The following is a 15,857-nucleotide window of genomic DNA, read 5'->3' on the forward strand; positions in this document are numbered from 1 at the left end:
GGCGTTCGAAGAAAGAGCCTGGATCAACCGCGGGTGCGGTTCTTGTTCCACACGTCGAAGGCCACGGCCAGCAGCAGCACGAGACCCTTGATGAACTGCTGGACGTCGGTCGAGATACCCATGAGCGACATGCCGTTGTTCAGCACACCCATGACCAGACCACCGGCGATCGCGCCGACCACGCGGCCGACACCACCCTGGACGGCCGCTCCACCGATGAACGATGCCGCGATGGCATCCAGCTCGAAGAGGTTTCCCGCGCCGGGACCGGCGGAGTTCAGGCGGCCCGTGAAGACGATGCCGGCGAGGGCCGCGAGGACGCCCATGTTGACGAACAGCATGAAGTCGACGCGACGGGTGTTGATGCCCGACAGCTTCGCGGCGGTGCGGTTGCCGCCGAGCGCGTAGATGTGGCGGCCGAAGACGCTGCGGCTCATGACCGTCGAGTAGCCGATGATGAGCAGCGCCAGCACGACGAGCACGATGGGCGTGCCGCGCGAGCCGGGCGCGACGCCCAGCAGGTAGGTGAGGTACGCGATGAGCGCGCCGCCACCGATGAGCTTGACCAGGAAGGCGACCTGCGGCTCGTTCTGCAGCTCGAGGGCGGCACGCTTGGCGCGCTGACGCACCTGCGAGACGACGAAGAGCACGAGGGTCAGTACGCCGAGGGCGACCGTGATCCACTCGGCCGGCGACGACGCCGCCGGGAAGAGATCGGGGAACAGGTAGCCGCCGCCGAGGGCGCGGTACTCGGTGGGGAACGGCGTGATCTGGGTGTTGCCCAGGGTCATCTGCGTCAGACCGCGGAAGAGCAGCATGCCCGCCAGGGTCACGATGAACGCGGGGATGCCGATGTACGCGACCCAAAATCCCTGCCACATGCCGACCACGGCGCCGAGGAGCAGCGAGAGGACGATGCCCAGCCACCAGGGCAGGCCCCACTGGACGATGAGCACACCCGAGACCGCACCGACGAAGGCGGCGACCGAGCCAACCGAGAGGTCGATGTGGCCGGCGATGATGATCATCACCATGCCGATCGCGAGGATCAGGATGTAGCTGTTCTGAACGATGATGTTCGACACGTTGCCCGCGGTGAGCAGACGCCCGCCCGTGAGCGCCTGGAAGAGCAGCACGATGACGATCAGCGCGATGAAGATGCCGATCTCGCGCAGGCGCGACGTGAAGAACTGCACGATGCCGCCGGCACCGTTGCCGGCACCGCCGCCGACGGGGCCCTTCGGCGTGGCGGGACCCTGGGGGGTCACGGTGTTGTCAAGCGCTGACATGGTCGGCTTCCTTTTCCTTCGTCATGAGCACCATGAGTGCCTCGGGAGTGGCCTCTTCGATGGGCAGCTGGCCGGTGATGTGGCCTTCGCTGAGGGTGTAGATGCGGTCGCAGATGCCGAGGAGCTCCGGCAGCTCCGAGGAGATGACCAGCACCCCCTTCCCCTGCGCCGCGAGGGAGTTGATGATCGTGTAGATCTCGTACTTCGCGCCCACGTCGATACCGCGCGTCGGCTCGTCGAGGATGAGCACCTCCGGGTCGGAGTACAGCCACTGCGACAGGACGACCTTCTGCTGGTTGCCGCCCGAGAGCTTGCCGACGACCACGTCGACGCTCGGCGCCTTGATGTTCATCGACTTGCGGTAGCGGTTGGCGACGAGGTACTCCTCGTCCCCGTCGACGAACCCGCCCTTGACGAGCTTGCGCATGCCGGCGATCGAGATGTTTCGCTTGATCGTGTCGATGAGGTTGAGCCCGGCGCCCTTGCGGTCCTCGGTGACGTACGCCAGCCCGCTGCGGATGGCCGCGGGAACCGTCGAGGTGTCGGCCTTCTCACCGCGGATGTAGACGTTGCCCGAGATGCGCGAGCCGAAGCTCTTGCCGAAGACGCTCATCGCAAGCTCGGTGCGCCCCGCGCCCATGAGACCGGCGATGCCGACGACCTCGCCGGCACGCACGTTCAGGTTCGCCTGGTGGATGACGACGCGGCTCGCATCGGTCGGGTGGCTGACGTTCCAGTCCTCGATGCGCAGGACCTCGTCGCCGATCTCGACGTCGCGGTCGGGGTAGCGGTTCTCGAGCTCTCGGCCCACCATCCCGCGGATGATGCGGTCTTCGCTCGTACCGCCGGTGGCCACGTCGAGGGTCTCGATCGTACGACCGTCACGGATGATGGTGACCTCGTCGGCGATCGCACGGATCTCGTTGAGCTTGTGGCTGATGATGATGCAGGTGATGTTCTGGCCGCGCAGGTGACGGATCAGATCGAGCAGGTGCTCGGAGTCGTCGTCGTTGAGCGCCGCGGTCGGCTCGTCGAGGATCAGCAGCTTGACGTCCTTCGACAGCGCCTTGGCGATCTCGACGAGCTGCTGCTTGCCGACGCCGATCTCGTTGACGGGGACGTCGGGGCTGTCGCCCAGACCCACGCGAGCGAGGAGCTTGGCGGCCTCTCGGTTCGTGGCATCCCAGTCGATGAGACCGCGATGGGTGATCTCGTTGCCGAGGAAGATGTTCTCGGCGATCGAGAGGTAGGGGCTGAGGGCGAGCTCCTGGTGGATGATGACGATGCCGGCCGCTTCGCTGTCGCGGATGTCTTTGAACTCGACGGTGTTGCCGTCGAAGACGATCTCGCCGCGGTAGTCGCCCGCGGGGTACACGCCGCTGAGCACCTTCATGAGGGTGGACTTGCCGGCGCCGTTCTCGCCGCAGATGGCGTGAACCGTCCCGCGCTCGACGGTCAGTGACACGTCGGCGAGCGCGATGACGCCGGGGAACTCCTTGGTGATCGAGCGCATCTCGAGGATGGTGCTCACGAGGTCCTCCTTGCAGAACCGGCTCGTGGCCGGTCGGAATGTGGGGCGGGTGCGGGATGCCGCGGACCCGCAGGAGCCTCCGCCGCGACCCGGTGGGCCGCGGCGGAGGCGGGGTGGAGGGGCTCAGAGCCCCTCCGGGGATCAACCCAGGTCGGCCTCGGTGTAGTAACCGCTGTCGACGAGGACTTCCTTGTAGTTGTCCTTCGTGACGATCGTCGACTGCAGGAGGTACGAGGGAACGACCTTCTTGCCGTTGTCGTAGGTCTTCTCGTCGTTGACCTCGGGCTTCTCGCCCTTGCGGATGTCGTCGACCATGGTCACGGCCTGCTTCGCCAGCTCGCGCGTGTCCTTGAAGATCGTCGAGTACTGCTCACCGGCGATGATCGACTTGATCGAGCCGGCCTCGGCGTCCTGACCCGTGATGACGGGGAGGGCGTTGGCGGCGTAGCCGCCCGAGGTCAGGGCCGAGATGATGCCGATCGACAGACCGTCGTAGGGCGAGAGGACGCCGTCGAGCTTGGTGCCGCCGATGACGGTGAGGATGTTCTCCATGCGCTTCTGCGCCGTCTCGGGCAGCCAGCGGAGGATGGCCGCCTGGCCGAACTCGGTCTGGCCGGAGGGAACCTTCAGCACGCCCTTGTCCATGTAGGGCTTGAGGGTGTCCATGGCGCCGTTCCAGAAGAACGTGGCGTTGTTGTCGTCGGGGCTGCCCGCGAACAGCTCGACGTTGAAGGGGCCGGCGGCGCCGGTGTCCTTGCCCGACGCGTCGAGGACGCCCAGGCCGGTCAGGAGCGAGGTGGCCTGCTGGACGCCGACCTTGTAGTTGTCGAACGTCGTGTAGTAGTCGACGTTCTCGGTGCCGTTGATGAGGCGGTCGTACGCGATGACGGGGATGTTCGCGTCCTTGGCCTGCTGCAGCACGTCGGTGAGCGTGGTGCCGTCGATCGAGGCGACGATCAGGGCCTTGGCGCCCGTGGTGATCATGTTCTCGATCTGCGAGACCTGGGTGGGGATGTCGTCGTTGGCGTACTGCAGGTCGACCTGGTAGCCGAGCTCCTCGAGCTGCGACTTGACGTTGTTGCCGTCGGCGATCCACCGCTCCGACTGCTGCGTCGGCATGGCGACGCCGATGGTGCCACCGGCTTCCTGCGAGTCTCCGCTGCCGGCGCCGGTGCGGTCTCCCGCGCAACCGGCGAGGCCGATGCCGAGCGCGAGGACGCCCGCTCCCGCGATCGCCTTGAGCATGCTGTGCTTCTTCACTCTGGTTCCCTCCGTTGGGTGTTTGTCGCGGCGCCTCCCCCTGGAGCCCACCGCGGTGATGCAGACGGGTCGCGTCGGGGCGCACGGCTTCGGGGGCGAAACGAAGGGCCCTCGGCGAGGCGGTGCGACCCGCGTCGTTCGAAACGTCTTCGTCTCGACGGATCCGCTCCGCAGCGAGTCCCGTCGGCCGTGTGACCCGGTCATGTGACCGTTCACATCGTGTGAGCGATGCTACCTCCCCGCCAGGCGGGACTGTCAAGTCTCGATGCGCTCGAAGTCCAGCCGTTGCCGAAACGTGACGTGCGCGGCGCGCGGCTCACGCCCGGGGTGCGGCCGTCGACGCCCGCACGATGAGACGCAGATGGTCGGGTTCGACCACCGGCTTGTCGTCGTTCACCTCGCCGAGGGATGCCAGGAGATCGGCGACCGCGCGCGTGCCGATGCCCACGAAGTCCTGGCGCACCGTGGTGAGCGGGGGCCAGAGATGCGCGGATTCGGGGACGTCGTCGAAACCGACGACGGAGATGTCCTCGGGGACCGAACGACCTATGGCTCGCACGGCATGCATGAACCCGAGCGCCATATGGTCATTGCCCGCGAACACCGCGGTGGCATCCTCGGTGCGCAGAAGCTCCAGCCCCGCCTCGAAGCCGAACTGCGCCGTCCAATCGCCGAGGACGGGCGGTCGCGGCGACAGGTCGTTGGCATCCATCTCCGCGAGATACCCCCGCATACGGTGATCGGCCTCGACCCAGTCACGCGGACCGGCGAGGTGGAGGATGCGCGAGTGCCCGAGCTCGATGAGGTGGCGGACGGCGGCGCGTGCCCCCGCGCTCTGGTCGTTGTGCGTGGTGGAGGTGTCCGTCGAGGTGACGATCTGCACCGGCACCGGAAGCTTCAGCTCGTCGAGGATCGGGACGACCCGGGTCTGCGGAGCCACCGCGATGAGCCCCTCGATCGACTGCTGCATGAGGTGGTCGATCGACGAGCGGACATCGTCGGGGGCGCTCGTGGCGAGGTTGGTGACGGTGAGACGGTAACCGGCGGCGCGAGCGGCGGATTCGATGGCCTGCACCATTGATGCGGTGCCGTGGGTGGTGGCGCGCGGCCCCAGGACGCCGATCAGGCGCGAGCGGCTGGTGGCGAGGGCACGAGCGGCCTGGTTGGGCACGAACTTCAGCTCGGCGATCGCGGATCGCACCTTGGCCGCGGTCTCGGGACGCAGCTGCGTGCTGTTGTTGATCACACGAGAGACGGTCTGATACGACACCCCCGCGAGCCGCGCGACGTCGCGGATGCTCGGCGCGCGCCCCGTCGCCTCCGGAATATCGGTGTCGCTCATGGTCCGCCTCATTGCGGGTCGCGCGCTGTTGCGTGACCGGTCACACGAGGATAGCCGACGCGGCTCGGTCCGCCCGAACGTGCTCACGTCAGCGCGATCCGCCGGGGTGCGCGGGCGGGGCGGGTCGTCGTGGGCGCGTCGGGGCCGGCGCATCAGCATCGGCTCGACGTCTCGGGATCGGATCGGGATGTCGCCGCGGGACAGTCGACCAGCTGAGTGCGAACCCGTTCAGGACTCGAGCAGTGCCCGATAGAACCGGATGCCGCGGAGCCAGACGTCCACTCGGATGCGCTCGTCGGGAGCGTGCAGCGCATCGCGCTCGGCGCGCGTGAGGTGGAACGGCGCGAAGCGGTACACCGCGTCGGTGATCCCCGTGTAGAACCGGCTGTCGCTGGCCCCGAGCTGCAGGTAGGGCAGGGGCACGGTGTCGGCGCCGAGGGTGTCGGTGACCGCCCGCGACAACCGCCGCCATGCTTCCCCCTGCCAGGGCGAGACCGGCGAAGGATCGTCGCCGTGGCGCAGCTCGATGTCGACGAGCGGGTCGGCCACCGCTCGACGCAGGTGGATCGCGACGTCGGCCAGTGTGTCGCCGGTCAGCAGCCGCACGTTCACGCTCGCCCGCGCCGAGGTGGCGAGCACGTTCTCGCCCGCCGAACCTTCGAGACGGGTGACGACCGCAGTGGTGCGCACGAGGGCGTTGGTCTCGGGTCCGAGCACCGACAGGGCCGCGGTCACCGCGGGAGCCGACAGCGAGGTGCGGCGGAACAGCGTCGAGACGGGCTCGCTCGTGTGAGCGGCGGCGGTGGCGAGCATCGCCCGGACGGGAGCGACGAGCCGACGCGGGAACGGACGACGCCGGAGGCGATCGATGGCCCGAGCGAGTCGGGCCGTCGCGGGCATGCGCGGCGGGGTCGAGGCGTGGCCCCCGGCCTCGCGCGTCACGAGCTCGAAGGTCGCGGCGCCGCGCTCGGCGACGCCGATCATCGCGGTGGGCACGGCGACGCCGGGAACGGCGCCCTCGACGACCGCTCCCCCCTCGTCGAGCACGAGGGCCGGACGGATGCCGCGCTCTTCCAGGAGCGCGGCCATGGCCTGTGCCCCGGTGCCGCGAGTCTCTTCGTCGTGACCGAAAGCGAGCCACACGTCGGTGCGCGGGGTGACCCCTTCGGCGAGCGCCGCTTCGACGGCCTCGAGAATGGCGACGAGAGCGCCCTTGTCGTCGATCGCCCCGCGCGCGTGGATCGTCGCGTCGGGTCCCTCCCCCACGAGGTCGGCGGCGAAAGGCGGATGCCGCCACTCCTGCCCGTCGACGGGGACGACATCCTGATGGGCGAGGAGGACCAGCGGCGCGTCGCTCGCCGTTCCCGTCCAGCGGTACAGCAACGAGCGGCCGGCCACGACCTGTCGCTCCAATCGCTCGTGGACCAGCGGGTACAGCCGTTCGAGGGCAGCGTGGAACGTCTCGAAGGCCGAGTCGTCGACCTCGCCCGGGTCGACCCGCGACACCGTCGGGATGGACAGCAGCTCGCGGAAGCGCTCGACGGGCGTCATGCGACGAGCCTAGGTCGTGGGACGTCGCGGAGCCCCGGGGATGCCGGCATCCGATGTCCGCGGCGTACGACGGGCGGGCGCTACGCCGATGTCGGCCGACGCGGCTACGGTGGATCGCATGACCGGACTGCACTGGGGCATCCTCGCAACGGGCGGCATCGCGCACGCCTTCACCTCCGACCTGCGCACCGCGGGCCTCGACGTCACCGCCGTCGGCTCGCGCCGCATCGACAGCGCTCGCGCCTTCGCCGAGCAATACGACATCGCGCACGCGCACGGCTCGTACGAAGAGCTCGTCGCCGACCCCGATGTCGACATCGTCTACATCGCGACGCCGCACCCCGGCCACCTCGACAACGCCCTGCTGGCCCTCGAGCACGGCAAGCACGTGCTGGTCGAGAAGCCCTTCACCCTGAACGCCTCCGAGGCGGCGCAGATCCGCGACGCGGCGGCCGCGAAGGGTCTTCTCGCGATGGAGGCGATGTGGACGCGGTACCTGCCGCACATGGTGCGCATCCGCGAGATCCTCGCCGCCGGCACCCTCGGTGAGATCCGGGTGGTCTCGGCCGACCACACCCAGAAGATCTCGACCGACCCGGCTCACCGCCTCAACGACCTCGCACTCGGCGGCGGAGCCCTGCTCGACCTCGGTGTCTACCCGATCTCGTTCGCGATAGACGTCCTGGGCCTCCCCGAGCGCATCACCGCTCTCGCACGGCTTTCCGACGCGGGTAGCGATGCAGAGGTGGCGACCGCGTTCGTGCACTCCGGCGGGGCGCTGTCGAGCACCGTGTCGTCGTCGCGCGGGGCCGGCCTGAACACGGCGCAGATCGTCGGTACGGAAGCCCGCATCGAGATCGACCGCGTCTGGTACACCCCCACGTCGTTCCGCGTCGTCTCCCCCGACGGCGACGTGATCGAGGAGTTCACCACCGAGGTCGAGGGCCGCGGCATGCAGTTCCAGGCGCAGGCGGCAGAGCGCTTCGTCGCGGCCGGCACCGGGTCGAACGACATCCTGTCGATCGACGAGACGGTCGCGATCATGGGCGTGCTCGACGAGGTGCGACGCCAGATCGGCGTGGTGTACCCCGGCGAGCGATGAGCGGCGAGGGCTACCCGCGCTCCGCCGCGACGGGTCAGACTGGAGGCATGCCCGACACCCAGACCGCCCGCGTCGCCGTCTACCTCGACTTCGACAACATCGTGATGTCCTGGTACGACCGCGTGCACGGCCGGAACGCCTACTCGCGGGATCGGCAGAAGATCGCCGAGAATCCGATCGACCCCGAGATCGCCGAGCGCCTGACCAAGGCGACCATCGACGTCGGCGCGGTGATCGACTACGCCGCATCGTTCGGCACGCTGGTGCTGACCCGCGCGTACGCCGACTGGTCGTCACCGGTCAACGCCGAGTACCGCTCGCAGCTCGTGGCTCGCGCGGTCGACCTCGTGCAGCTCTTCCCGGCCGCGGCCTACGCCAAGAACGGCGCCGACATCCGTCTCGCGGTGGACGCCGTCGAAGACATGTTCCGCCTCCCCGACCTGTCGCACGTGGTCGTCGTCGCCGGAGACAGCGACTACGTGCCGCTCGCTCAGAGGTGCAAGCGGCTCGGCCGGTATGTCGTCGGGGTCGGCGTGGCCGGGTCCACGGCGAAGTCGCTCGCCGCCGCGTGCGACCGTTTCGACGCCTACGACTCCCTCCCCGGCATCCCGAATCTCGCCGAGACGAAGAAGGATCCCGCCCCGTCGCGGCCCCGCGCGCGCAAGCGCTCGAAAGATCCCGCGGTCGACCTGCTCGAGCGTGCGATGCAACTGGAGGCGGAGCGCGCCGACGGCGAGTGGTTGCACGCGTCGGCGGTGAAGGATCTGATGAAGCGTCTGGATCCGTCGTTCAGCGAGAAGGCGCTCGGGTTCCGCAGCTTCTCGGACTTCCTCAAGGCGCAGACCGACCACGTCGAGGTCGACGAGGAGTCGAACGTCGTGCAGGTGAAGGCGGTCTCGCGGGCCTGAGGCGGCGCGGGCACGCGGACCCGACGCGCTGGCGGACGTGGCCTCGCGTGCGCATGAGTGGCCCTGCGCGGTTGAGCAGACGTGGGCGCCCGCGTCGAGTGTCCAAAACACCCGGACGATTTCGACGGGCGTCCGGGTGTTTTGGACACTCAAGGGACGCGAACGGGCGAGGCAGAGGCGCGGTCGCGCGGCCCCATCCGGGGCACGGTCGGCGGCATCACGGCCGCGAGCACGCTCGCCCTCGCGGGCACACTCGCCCTACCGGGCGCACTCGCCCTCGCGAGCACACTCGACCTCGCGGGCACCTCGCCCTCACGGCCACCTCGCCCTCGCGGGGACGCTCGCCCTCACTTCGAGTGTCCAAAACACCCGGACGATTTCGACGGGCGTCCGGGTGTTTTGGACACTCAACGGGTCGAAGAGGTTGGGCGGGCCGTTCGGCGCCCCGCGCCGGTGACGACCCGCGCCGTCAGCGGCGCTCGGCGCCCGGGGCGACGTGGGTCAGCACGCGCGACCAGACCGAGGTCAGCGTGACCTCGCCGTTGACCGAGCCGATCTCGTCGGGGTGGATGACCTCCGCGGCGCCCGAGCGCAACCGGTCGACGTACCACGCAGCGTCGCCCTGCCCCGCGGGGCCATCGTGGCCCACGACCACCAGGACGTCGGCCGCGAGATCGTCGAGCAGCGGCGTTCGCAGGTCACGGCTCAGCGCGTCGGTCGGGCTCCGAACGCCGACGATCGCGACACGGTCGACGACCTCACCCATGGCCGCGGCCAGATAGAGCGCGATCGGTCCCGCAGACCGCTCGCCGACCAGTCCGACCGTCGCGCCGGGGGCCTCGCGCTCGAGCAGCGCCCTCAACGCCTCGACGGTGAGCCCGGCGGGGGTCTGTCCCCCGAACACCGGCGGATCTTCGAGTTCGGGGGCGTCGAGACCGACGGCGACGATCCGCACGTCGAAGCCCGAAGTCACCCGGGCGTCGGGGTCGGTGGTGGCGACGTCGCCGGTGCGCAGGACGAACACGGCACGCGGAGCGCCGGGGGTGCCGAAGCTGCGGTAACCGAGTTCACCGTCGAGCCAGGGGGCCAGACTCATCGCGTCATCCTTTCGTCGCTGCTTCGCCGCCGGGCAGCAGCGCGCGCAGGGTGTCGATCGTGTCGGCCTCGGCCGCGGTCTTGTCCGAACGGTAGGTCTTCACCCGGGCGAAGCGCAGCGCCACGCCGCCCGGGTACCGCACCGACCGCTGCACCCCGTCGATGGCGATCTCGACGACGGTGTCGGGTGCCACGCGAAGACCCCCCGCCACCTCTCCGGTCTGCCGCTCGGCGAAGTGAGCCGTCTGCCATTGCAGCAGCTCGTCGGTCAGACCCTTGAAGGTCTTGCCGACCATTACGAAGCCACCGGGTTCGCCGAAACGCCCCTCGGGATCGCGCGCGCCGAGATGCAGGTTGGACAGCCATCCCGAACGTCGCCCCGAACCGTACTCGACGCCGAGGACGACGAGGTCGAACGTGTGCACCGGCTTCACCTTGAGCCAGCTCTTGCCGCGGCGCCCCGCGGTGTAGGCGTCGTCGAGACCCTTGACCATCACGCCCTCGTGACCGGCGGCGAGAGCATCGCGCGCGAAGGCGTCGGCGACTTCCGCGTCGTCGGTCAGAACGGCGGGGATGCGGTGCTCTCCCGCGACCCTCTCGAGCTCGGTGAGGCGCGCGGCGAGCGGTTCGTCGACGAGGTCACGACCGTCGACGTGCATGATGTCGAAGAACCAGGGCCGGAGAGCGATCTCGCGCGCCGACTCGGCGCCGAAGCGCGCCATGGTGTCTTGGAACGGCCGGGGGCCGCCGTCCTCGTCGAGCGAGAGGGTCTCTCCGTCGAGGATCACGTCGTGGACGGAGAGCGAGAGGGCGACCTCGACGATCTCCGGAACGCGATGGGTGATGTCGGCCAGCGTGCGGGTGAAGACGTGTACCTCGTCACCGTGCCGATGCACCTGGACTCTGGCCCCGTCGAGCTTGTACTCCACGGACGCACGCCCCGTCACCGCCATCGCCTCCGCGACACTCGTCGCGGTCGAGGCGAGCATCGGCTGCATGCCGCGACCCACCACGAGTCCGACCGCCGCGAGATCGGCAGCGGGGGCGGTCAGCGCGATGCGCGTTGTCGCGCCCAGGTCGCCCGACAGCATGGCTGCGCGACGAACCAGAGCGACGTCGCGATCCGAGGCTCGGGCCACGGCATCCAGCAGCACCCCCTCGAGGGCGCCGGTGCGCAGCTCGCCCGTCATGATCCGGATCAGCAGATGCCACTCCCGCGCCGTCGCGCGCTCGGCGAGCTCGTCGAGCAGGCGCGTGCGCTCCGCCCCCGACCCGGCGCCGCCGACCGCGGTCAGCCGCGTGAAAGCCGCGTCGACGTCGCCGATCGTCAGGCTCGGTTCATCTGCGTGACCGCCGTCGTGCGCCGAGAGCGTGCGCCAGCCCACCCCGAGGCGGCCCTGCCGCGGTGACGCGGTGAGCAGCCCCACCGCCGGTTCGATCTCGTCCGGGTCCAGCCCGCGCACCAGCGCGGCGAGGGCGGCGACCTTCGCGAGTCGAGAACGCGTGTTCGTCACCGCCGCAAGCGCGGTCTCGATATCGCCGAAGAGCATGTCGGCATCCTGGCATCCCCCTCCGACATCGCGGCGACGCTTGTGCGGAACCGGCGGCGGTGCCATGCAGCGCCGGAGAACCCGGCACCTTCGGAGGAGGATCGCCTGTGCGGCCGTTCCGGTGAGAACAGATCCGGCCCGGCCTCGCAACCCCCGGATCGATGTCGGAGGTCTGGAGTGTGCTGGGGTCCTCCCCGAGGAATGAGGATTCGTGAACGCTCCCGCCACACTCGAACAGTCCGCCCGCACCGCCCGTGAGGTGTTCGGATGGGACGACCTGCTGCCGGGTCAGGCCGAGGCGATCGACGCGGTCGTGAGCGGTCGCGACACCCTCGTCGTCTTCCCCACCGGCGCAGGAAAGTCGGCGGTCTACCAGATCGCCGGCTGCGAGCTCGGGGGGACGACGGTGGTCATCTCTCCCCTGCTCGCCCTGCAGCGCGACCAGATCGACTCGATCGACGCCGCCCCCGACGCCCCCGCGGCCGTCGCCCTCAACTCCCGCACCGGTGCCGCCGCCAAGAAGAAGGCGTGGGCGGCGATCGAGGGCCCCGACTCGGTGTACGCGTTCCTCGCACCCGAGCAGCTCGCCAACGACGAGGTCTTCGATCGACTCTCGAAAGCCGACGTGCGCCTCGTCGTCATCGACGAAGCGCACTGCGTGTCGGCGTGGGGCCACGATTTCCGTCCCGACTACGCGCGCATCGGCGACGCCATCGAGGCGCTCGGTCACCCCCCGGTGCTGGCGTTGACGGCCACGGCATCCGCTCCCGTCCGAGACGACATCGTCGAAAGCCTCGGCATGCGCGAGCCTCACCTCGAGGTGCGCGGCATGGATCGCCCCGAGATCCACATGGCGGTCCGGCGGCACGAGCACGACGCCGACAAGCGCCGCGCCGTCATCGCGGACGTCCAGGATGCCGGCGGCCCGGCGTTGCTGTACGTGGCGACGCGCAAGGGCACCGACTCGTATGCCGAGGAACTGCGTGAGCTCGGCCTGCGAGCTGCGGCGTACCACGGTGCGATGGCGCAGAAGAAGCGCGACGAGGTGCACTCCGCCTGGAGCGCAGGCGAACTCGACGTGGTCGTGGCAACCTCCGCGTTCGGCATGGGCGTCGACAAGAGCGACGTTCGTCTGGTCGTGCACGCCGACGTGACCGAGTCCCTCGACTCCTACGCTCAGGAGATCGGCCGAGCGGCACGCGACGGGCAACCCGCGCGGGCGATCCTGCACTACCGCGCCGAGGATTTCTCGCTGCGCTCCTTCTTCGCGGGCGGTCACACCAAGCGCGCCGACATCGCGGGGGTGTGGGACGTGCTCCAGCGGACGAAGAAGCCGGTGCGCGCGAGGGACGTCGCCGACGAGAGCGGACGCTCGGTCAGGGCGATCGGCCGGGTGCTCAATCAGCTCGTGGCGTGCGGGCTCGCCGTCTCGGGCCCCGAGGGGGTCTCGGCGCAAGCGAAGGTATCGGCGGGCGACGCGGTCAGCGCCGTGCGCGAGCGCGACGAGGCCGAGGAGCGCATTCGAGCCTCGCGCATCGAGATCATGCGCGGGTACGCCGAGACCACGCACTGCCGCCGGCGGGCGTTGCTCGAGTACTTCGGCGTCGAGACTGCCGCCCAGTGCGGGTCGTGCGATCGATGCGACGCCGGCACCGCGGCCACGGTCGACGAGCGCGACGAGACGTCCGACGACGACGGCATCCGGATCGACTCGACCGTCGAGCACGGCGAGTTCGGCACCGGCACCGTGATGGCGATCGAGGACGACCGGCTCACGGTGTTCTTCGCCGACCACGGGTACAAGGTGCTCGCTCGCGCGGCATTCGAGAAGGGCATCCTGGAGCTCGGCGAGGCGGCCTGAGGGGCAGTCAGCGGCTCGAGGTGTGATTCATCGGCTCTGCACCGCGAGTTCCGTTCCGAACCGCGGCAGGGGCGTCACCGGGCGCGCGTCGACCACCACGCCCACGCGACAAGCGGCACCTGCAGGAAGAGACGGATGAAGCGGGAGCGATCGGTGTTCAGCCCCGGCGCCGAACGCCCGGTCCGCCACTGGTGCACGTTTCCCGGGAACACGGCGATGAAGAAGGCCGCGATGGCCGCCCCGATGCGTCCGCGTTCCCGCGGCAGGGCGACGAGAGCGACCCCCAAGACGACCTCGACGGCCCCGGATGCCACGACGATGGCGTCCTTGTCCGTCCGAAGCAGTCGCGTGGCCCATCCCGGGACGACGATCCGATAGCCCCGCCGACCCCACGTGACGTGGCCGACACCGGCCCCGACGAGCAGGAGGGCCAGCACCCCGCGGGCGACGGAACGGACGGTGAGACCAGTGCGACGCGGCATGGGGTCAGTCTGTCATCCGTGCAAGCCGGCGGGGCCGCTCGCGCGCGGCCCGACCGGCCTCAGCAGGGGGTCATCACGACCCCGGCGGGCGTGGCGGTACGGCGTCTGGGTCCGTTGATGCCGCGTGGCCGCTGTGCCGGGCCGGCGCCGTCGTCCGCACGAACTCGACATACGCCTCGACCGTGTCCTCGGGCACGATCGCGCGCAGCACGACCTCGTCGGCGGCCGCTGTGTATGCCTCGAGCGCGTCTGCGAGTCCGGCGGCGTCGCGGATCGTCGTGGCCGCGGCATCCACCCCCATCCGCTCGAAGTTCGCGGCGTAGTTCGGGAACGACGCGTACATGGCGGTCTCGGCGTCGAGGCGCTCGCGGGCGGCCGAGACCACGGCGGTACGCACGTAGACCGCGACGTGCGCGGCCGGTGCGAGGGCGTGGAGGGCCTCGGCCTGGTCTCGAGCCTCGGTGGGCGGTACCCAGTTCAACAGCACGCCCTCGGCGAGTTCCGCCCCCGTGCGGCGCATCTTGGGGCCCAGCGCCCCCACGAGGACGCGGGGCACGCCGGCCTCGTGCAGCACGGAGACGGCCTCGGTCACCCGGGCCAGGGCGCCCTGCTTGGCCATGCCCGAGCCGATACCGATCGTCAAGCGGTCCAGCGGAAGACCGAGGGATGCCACCTCGGCGGCGATCGCGTCGGCGGGCCGGCGATCGACCGGGACGACGCCGGTCGCGAGTCGAAGACGATCCGTGACACGCGCGGCGGCGGCGAGCGCAGCCAGAGCATCGCCATCGGGGGTGTCGTTGATCCAGAGGGTGTCGAAGCCCGCTCTCTCGACGGCCGGAGCGATCCGCGCGACGGCGTCGGGACCGAGGGAGCCTGCGAGTCCGAGCGAAACGGTTCCTCGTGTCATGACGCACCTCCCGCGTTCGGCAGGGCCAGCGCGACCTGACCCACCGCCGAGAAGAAGGCGGCGAGGTCGACGTCGTCGGTGGGGAGAAGAACGACGTCGTCGACGCCCGCGGCGTGGAAGCGCGCGACCCCCTCGGCCACCTCTGTCACCGAGCCGGCGAGCACGCGGTCCGCCGCGTCTTCGCGATCGGCGAGCACCGCGGTGGCGCGCTCGAGAGCGTCGGCACCGAACGCCGTCAGCACGTAGGCGACGACATCGGTGCGGCCCTCACGGCCCGCCTCGGCACGACCCCTCTGCACGGTCTGCACGGCCGCCGCGATCTCGGCGACGGTGTGCCTGCTGTCGAGCACCACCCCGTCGGCGACGGCCCCGGCGAGGGAGAGGGTCTTGGGCCCTTCGGCGGCGGCATAGACGAGCGGCGCCGCGGGAGGCGGCCAGTCGAGAGCGACGTCGCGGAGCTTCACGTAGCGCCCCTCGGTACTCACCGTCTCACCGGCGAGCAGCGAGCGGAGGGCCGGAAGCTGCTCGCGCATGAGCGTGAGCGGTGAGGCGGCCTTGGCGCCGACCTGACGCATCCAGTCCTGCACCCCGTGGCCGAAGCCCGGCAGGAGGCGTGCGGGGAACATGCGCTCGATCGTCGCGATCTCCATCGCCGACGCCGCGACGTTGCGCAGCGGGAGCGGCGCGATGCCGACTCCGATGCGCAGATGGTCGGTGACGGCGAGAGCGGCGGCGGCGGCGGCCCACGCGGACGAGCGGAAGCAGTCCTCCCACAGCCACAGCTCGTCGACCCCCGCGTCTTCGGCCGCTCGCGCTGCGTCGCGAAGCTTCTCGGGCGGATGCGGGTACGGGCTGAAGATCGTGCCGATACGACTCATGTCTCTACTCTGCCGCGAACCTCCGACATCGGGAGGGGCTGGCGCGCGGGTCGCCGCTGCCCGGGCGAAACGCCCCCACGCCAAGACGCCCCCGGCACCGA

13 protein-coding genes are annotated in these 15,857 nt (G+C 70.1%); 3 read left to right on the forward strand and 10 right to left on the reverse strand.

Features of this window, described 5'->3' with window-relative positions; translation table 11 throughout:
* Window positions 1-23: 23 nt before the first annotated feature.
* From mmsB to QE416_RS15975, 5 genes are all read right to left on the reverse strand, one after another.
* The gene (gene mmsB / locus QE416_RS15955) at window positions 24-1,289 is read right to left on the reverse strand and encodes a multiple monosaccharide ABC transporter permease (protein ID WP_267787524.1); all 1,266 of its coding nucleotides are present in this window, start codon (window positions 1,287-1,289) and stop codon (window positions 24-26) included.
* A complete protein-coding gene (gene mmsA, locus QE416_RS15960; RefSeq protein WP_210074201.1) occupies window positions 1,276-2,802 on the reverse strand; it encodes a multiple monosaccharide ABC transporter ATP-binding protein in 1,527 nt (508 codons plus the stop codon). Before mmsA ends, mmsB begins: the two co-directional genes overlap by 14 nt.
* A 159-nt stretch (window positions 2,803-2,961) precedes the next feature.
* Window positions 2,962-4,065 (reverse strand): multiple monosaccharide ABC transporter substrate-binding protein, encoded by a 1,104-nt coding sequence (gene chvE, locus QE416_RS15965; protein WP_210074199.1) that lies wholly within the window; start codon window positions 4,063-4,065, stop codon window positions 2,962-2,964.
* 331 nt (window positions 4,066-4,396) lie between these two features.
* Window positions 4,397-5,422: a LacI family DNA-binding transcriptional regulator gene (locus QE416_RS15970; protein ID WP_307317665.1), complete on the reverse strand. Its 1,026-nt coding sequence runs from the start codon at window positions 5,420-5,422 to the stop codon at window positions 4,397-4,399.
* A 228-nt stretch (window positions 5,423-5,650) separates the two neighbouring features.
* Window positions 5,651-6,973, reverse strand: a complete 1,323-nt coding sequence (locus QE416_RS15975; protein ID WP_307317667.1) for a M20/M25/M40 family metallo-hydrolase — start codon at window positions 6,971-6,973, stop codon at window positions 5,651-5,653.
* Window positions 6,974-7,091: 118 nt separating this feature from the next.
* On the opposite strand from QE416_RS15975, the gene QE416_RS15980 reads away from it, so the two are divergent.
* Window positions 7,092-8,075, forward strand: coding sequence for a Gfo/Idh/MocA family protein (locus QE416_RS15980; protein ID WP_307317669.1), 984 nt, complete (start codon window positions 7,092-7,094; stop codon window positions 8,073-8,075).
* A 47-nt stretch (window positions 8,076-8,122) separates the two neighbouring features.
* Window positions 8,123-8,983, forward strand: a complete 861-nt coding sequence (locus QE416_RS15985; RefSeq protein ID WP_307317672.1) for an NYN domain-containing protein — start codon at window positions 8,123-8,125, stop codon at window positions 8,981-8,983.
* A gap of 469 nt (window positions 8,984-9,452) precedes the next feature.
* Here QE416_RS15985 and QE416_RS15990 read toward each other — a convergent pair whose 3' ends face one another.
* Together QE416_RS15990 and QE416_RS15995 are read right to left on the reverse strand one after the other, a co-directional pair.
* A complete protein-coding gene (locus tag QE416_RS15990; protein WP_210073985.1) occupies window positions 9,453-10,079 on the reverse strand; it encodes a hypothetical protein in 627 nt (208 codons plus the stop codon).
* A gap of 4 nt (window positions 10,080-10,083) precedes the next feature.
* A complete protein-coding gene (locus tag QE416_RS15995) occupies window positions 10,084-11,628 on the reverse strand; it encodes an ATP-dependent DNA ligase (RefSeq protein ID WP_307317675.1) in 1,545 nt (514 codons plus the stop codon).
* Window positions 11,629-11,839: 211 nt separating this feature from the next.
* On the opposite strand from QE416_RS15995, the gene QE416_RS16000 reads away from it, so the two are divergent.
* Complete coding sequence (locus tag QE416_RS16000; protein ID WP_307317678.1) at window positions 11,840-13,489, forward strand: ATP-dependent DNA helicase RecQ; 1,650 nt, start codon at window positions 11,840-11,842, stop codon at window positions 13,487-13,489.
* A 74-nt stretch (window positions 13,490-13,563) separates the two neighbouring features.
* Here QE416_RS16000 and QE416_RS16005 read toward each other — a convergent pair whose 3' ends face one another.
* From QE416_RS16005 to QE416_RS16015, 3 genes are all read right to left on the reverse strand, one after another.
* Window positions 13,564-13,971 (reverse strand): hypothetical protein, encoded by a 408-nt coding sequence (locus QE416_RS16005; protein WP_307317681.1) that lies wholly within the window; start codon window positions 13,969-13,971, stop codon window positions 13,564-13,566.
* A gap of 73 nt (window positions 13,972-14,044) precedes the next feature.
* The gene (locus QE416_RS16010; RefSeq protein ID WP_307317683.1) at window positions 14,045-14,878 is read right to left on the reverse strand and encodes an LLM class flavin-dependent oxidoreductase; all 834 of its coding nucleotides are present in this window, start codon (window positions 14,876-14,878) and stop codon (window positions 14,045-14,047) included.
* Window positions 14,875-15,756, reverse strand: coding sequence for an LLM class flavin-dependent oxidoreductase (locus QE416_RS16015; RefSeq protein WP_307317685.1), 882 nt, complete (start codon window positions 15,754-15,756; stop codon window positions 14,875-14,877). Before QE416_RS16015 ends, QE416_RS16010 begins: the two co-directional genes overlap by 4 nt.
* Window positions 15,757-15,857 lie beyond the last annotated feature (101 nt).

Origin of the sequence: Microbacterium sp. SORGH_AS_0421, assembly GCF_030818635.1 — a bacterium.
Taxonomy (GTDB): domain Bacteria; phylum Actinomycetota; class Actinomycetes; order Actinomycetales; family Microbacteriaceae; genus Microbacterium.

Coding starts and splice junctions, on each gene's coding strand:
- QE416_RS15995 (WP_307317675.1), bottom strand. CDS start 11,628: ATGCTCTTCGGCGATATCGAGACCGCGCTTGCGGCGGTGACGAACACG.
- mmsA (WP_210074201.1), bottom strand. CDS start 2,802: ATGCGCTCGATCACCAAGGAGTTCCCCGGCGTCATCGCGCTCGCCGAC.
- QE416_RS15980 (WP_307317669.1), top strand. CDS start 7,092: ATGACCGGACTGCACTGGGGCATCCTCGCAACGGGCGGCATCGCGCAC.
- QE416_RS16015 (WP_307317685.1), bottom strand. CDS start 15,756: ATGAGTCGTATCGGCACGATCTTCAGCCCGTACCCGCATCCGCCCGAG.
- QE416_RS16005 (WP_307317681.1), bottom strand. CDS start 13,971: ATGCCGCGTCGCACTGGTCTCACCGTCCGTTCCGTCGCCCGCGGGGTG.
- QE416_RS15975 (WP_307317667.1), bottom strand. CDS start 6,973: ATGACGCCCGTCGAGCGCTTCCGCGAGCTGCTGTCCATCCCGACGGTG.
- QE416_RS16010 (WP_307317683.1), bottom strand. CDS start 14,878: ATGACACGAGGAACCGTTTCGCTCGGACTCGCAGGCTCCCTCGGTCCC.
- QE416_RS15985 (WP_307317672.1), top strand. CDS start 8,123: ATGCCCGACACCCAGACCGCCCGCGTCGCCGTCTACCTCGACTTCGAC.
- mmsB (WP_267787524.1), bottom strand. CDS start 1,289: ATGTCAGCGCTTGACAACACCGTGACCCCCCAGGGTCCCGCCACGCCG.
- QE416_RS15970 (WP_307317665.1), bottom strand. CDS start 5,422: ATGAGCGACACCGATATTCCGGAGGCGACGGGGCGCGCGCCGAGCATC.
- chvE (WP_210074199.1), bottom strand. CDS start 4,065: ATGCTCAAGGCGATCGCGGGAGCGGGCGTCCTCGCGCTCGGCATCGGC.
- QE416_RS15990 (WP_210073985.1), bottom strand. CDS start 10,079: ATGAGTCTGGCCCCCTGGCTCGACGGTGAACTCGGTTACCGCAGCTTC.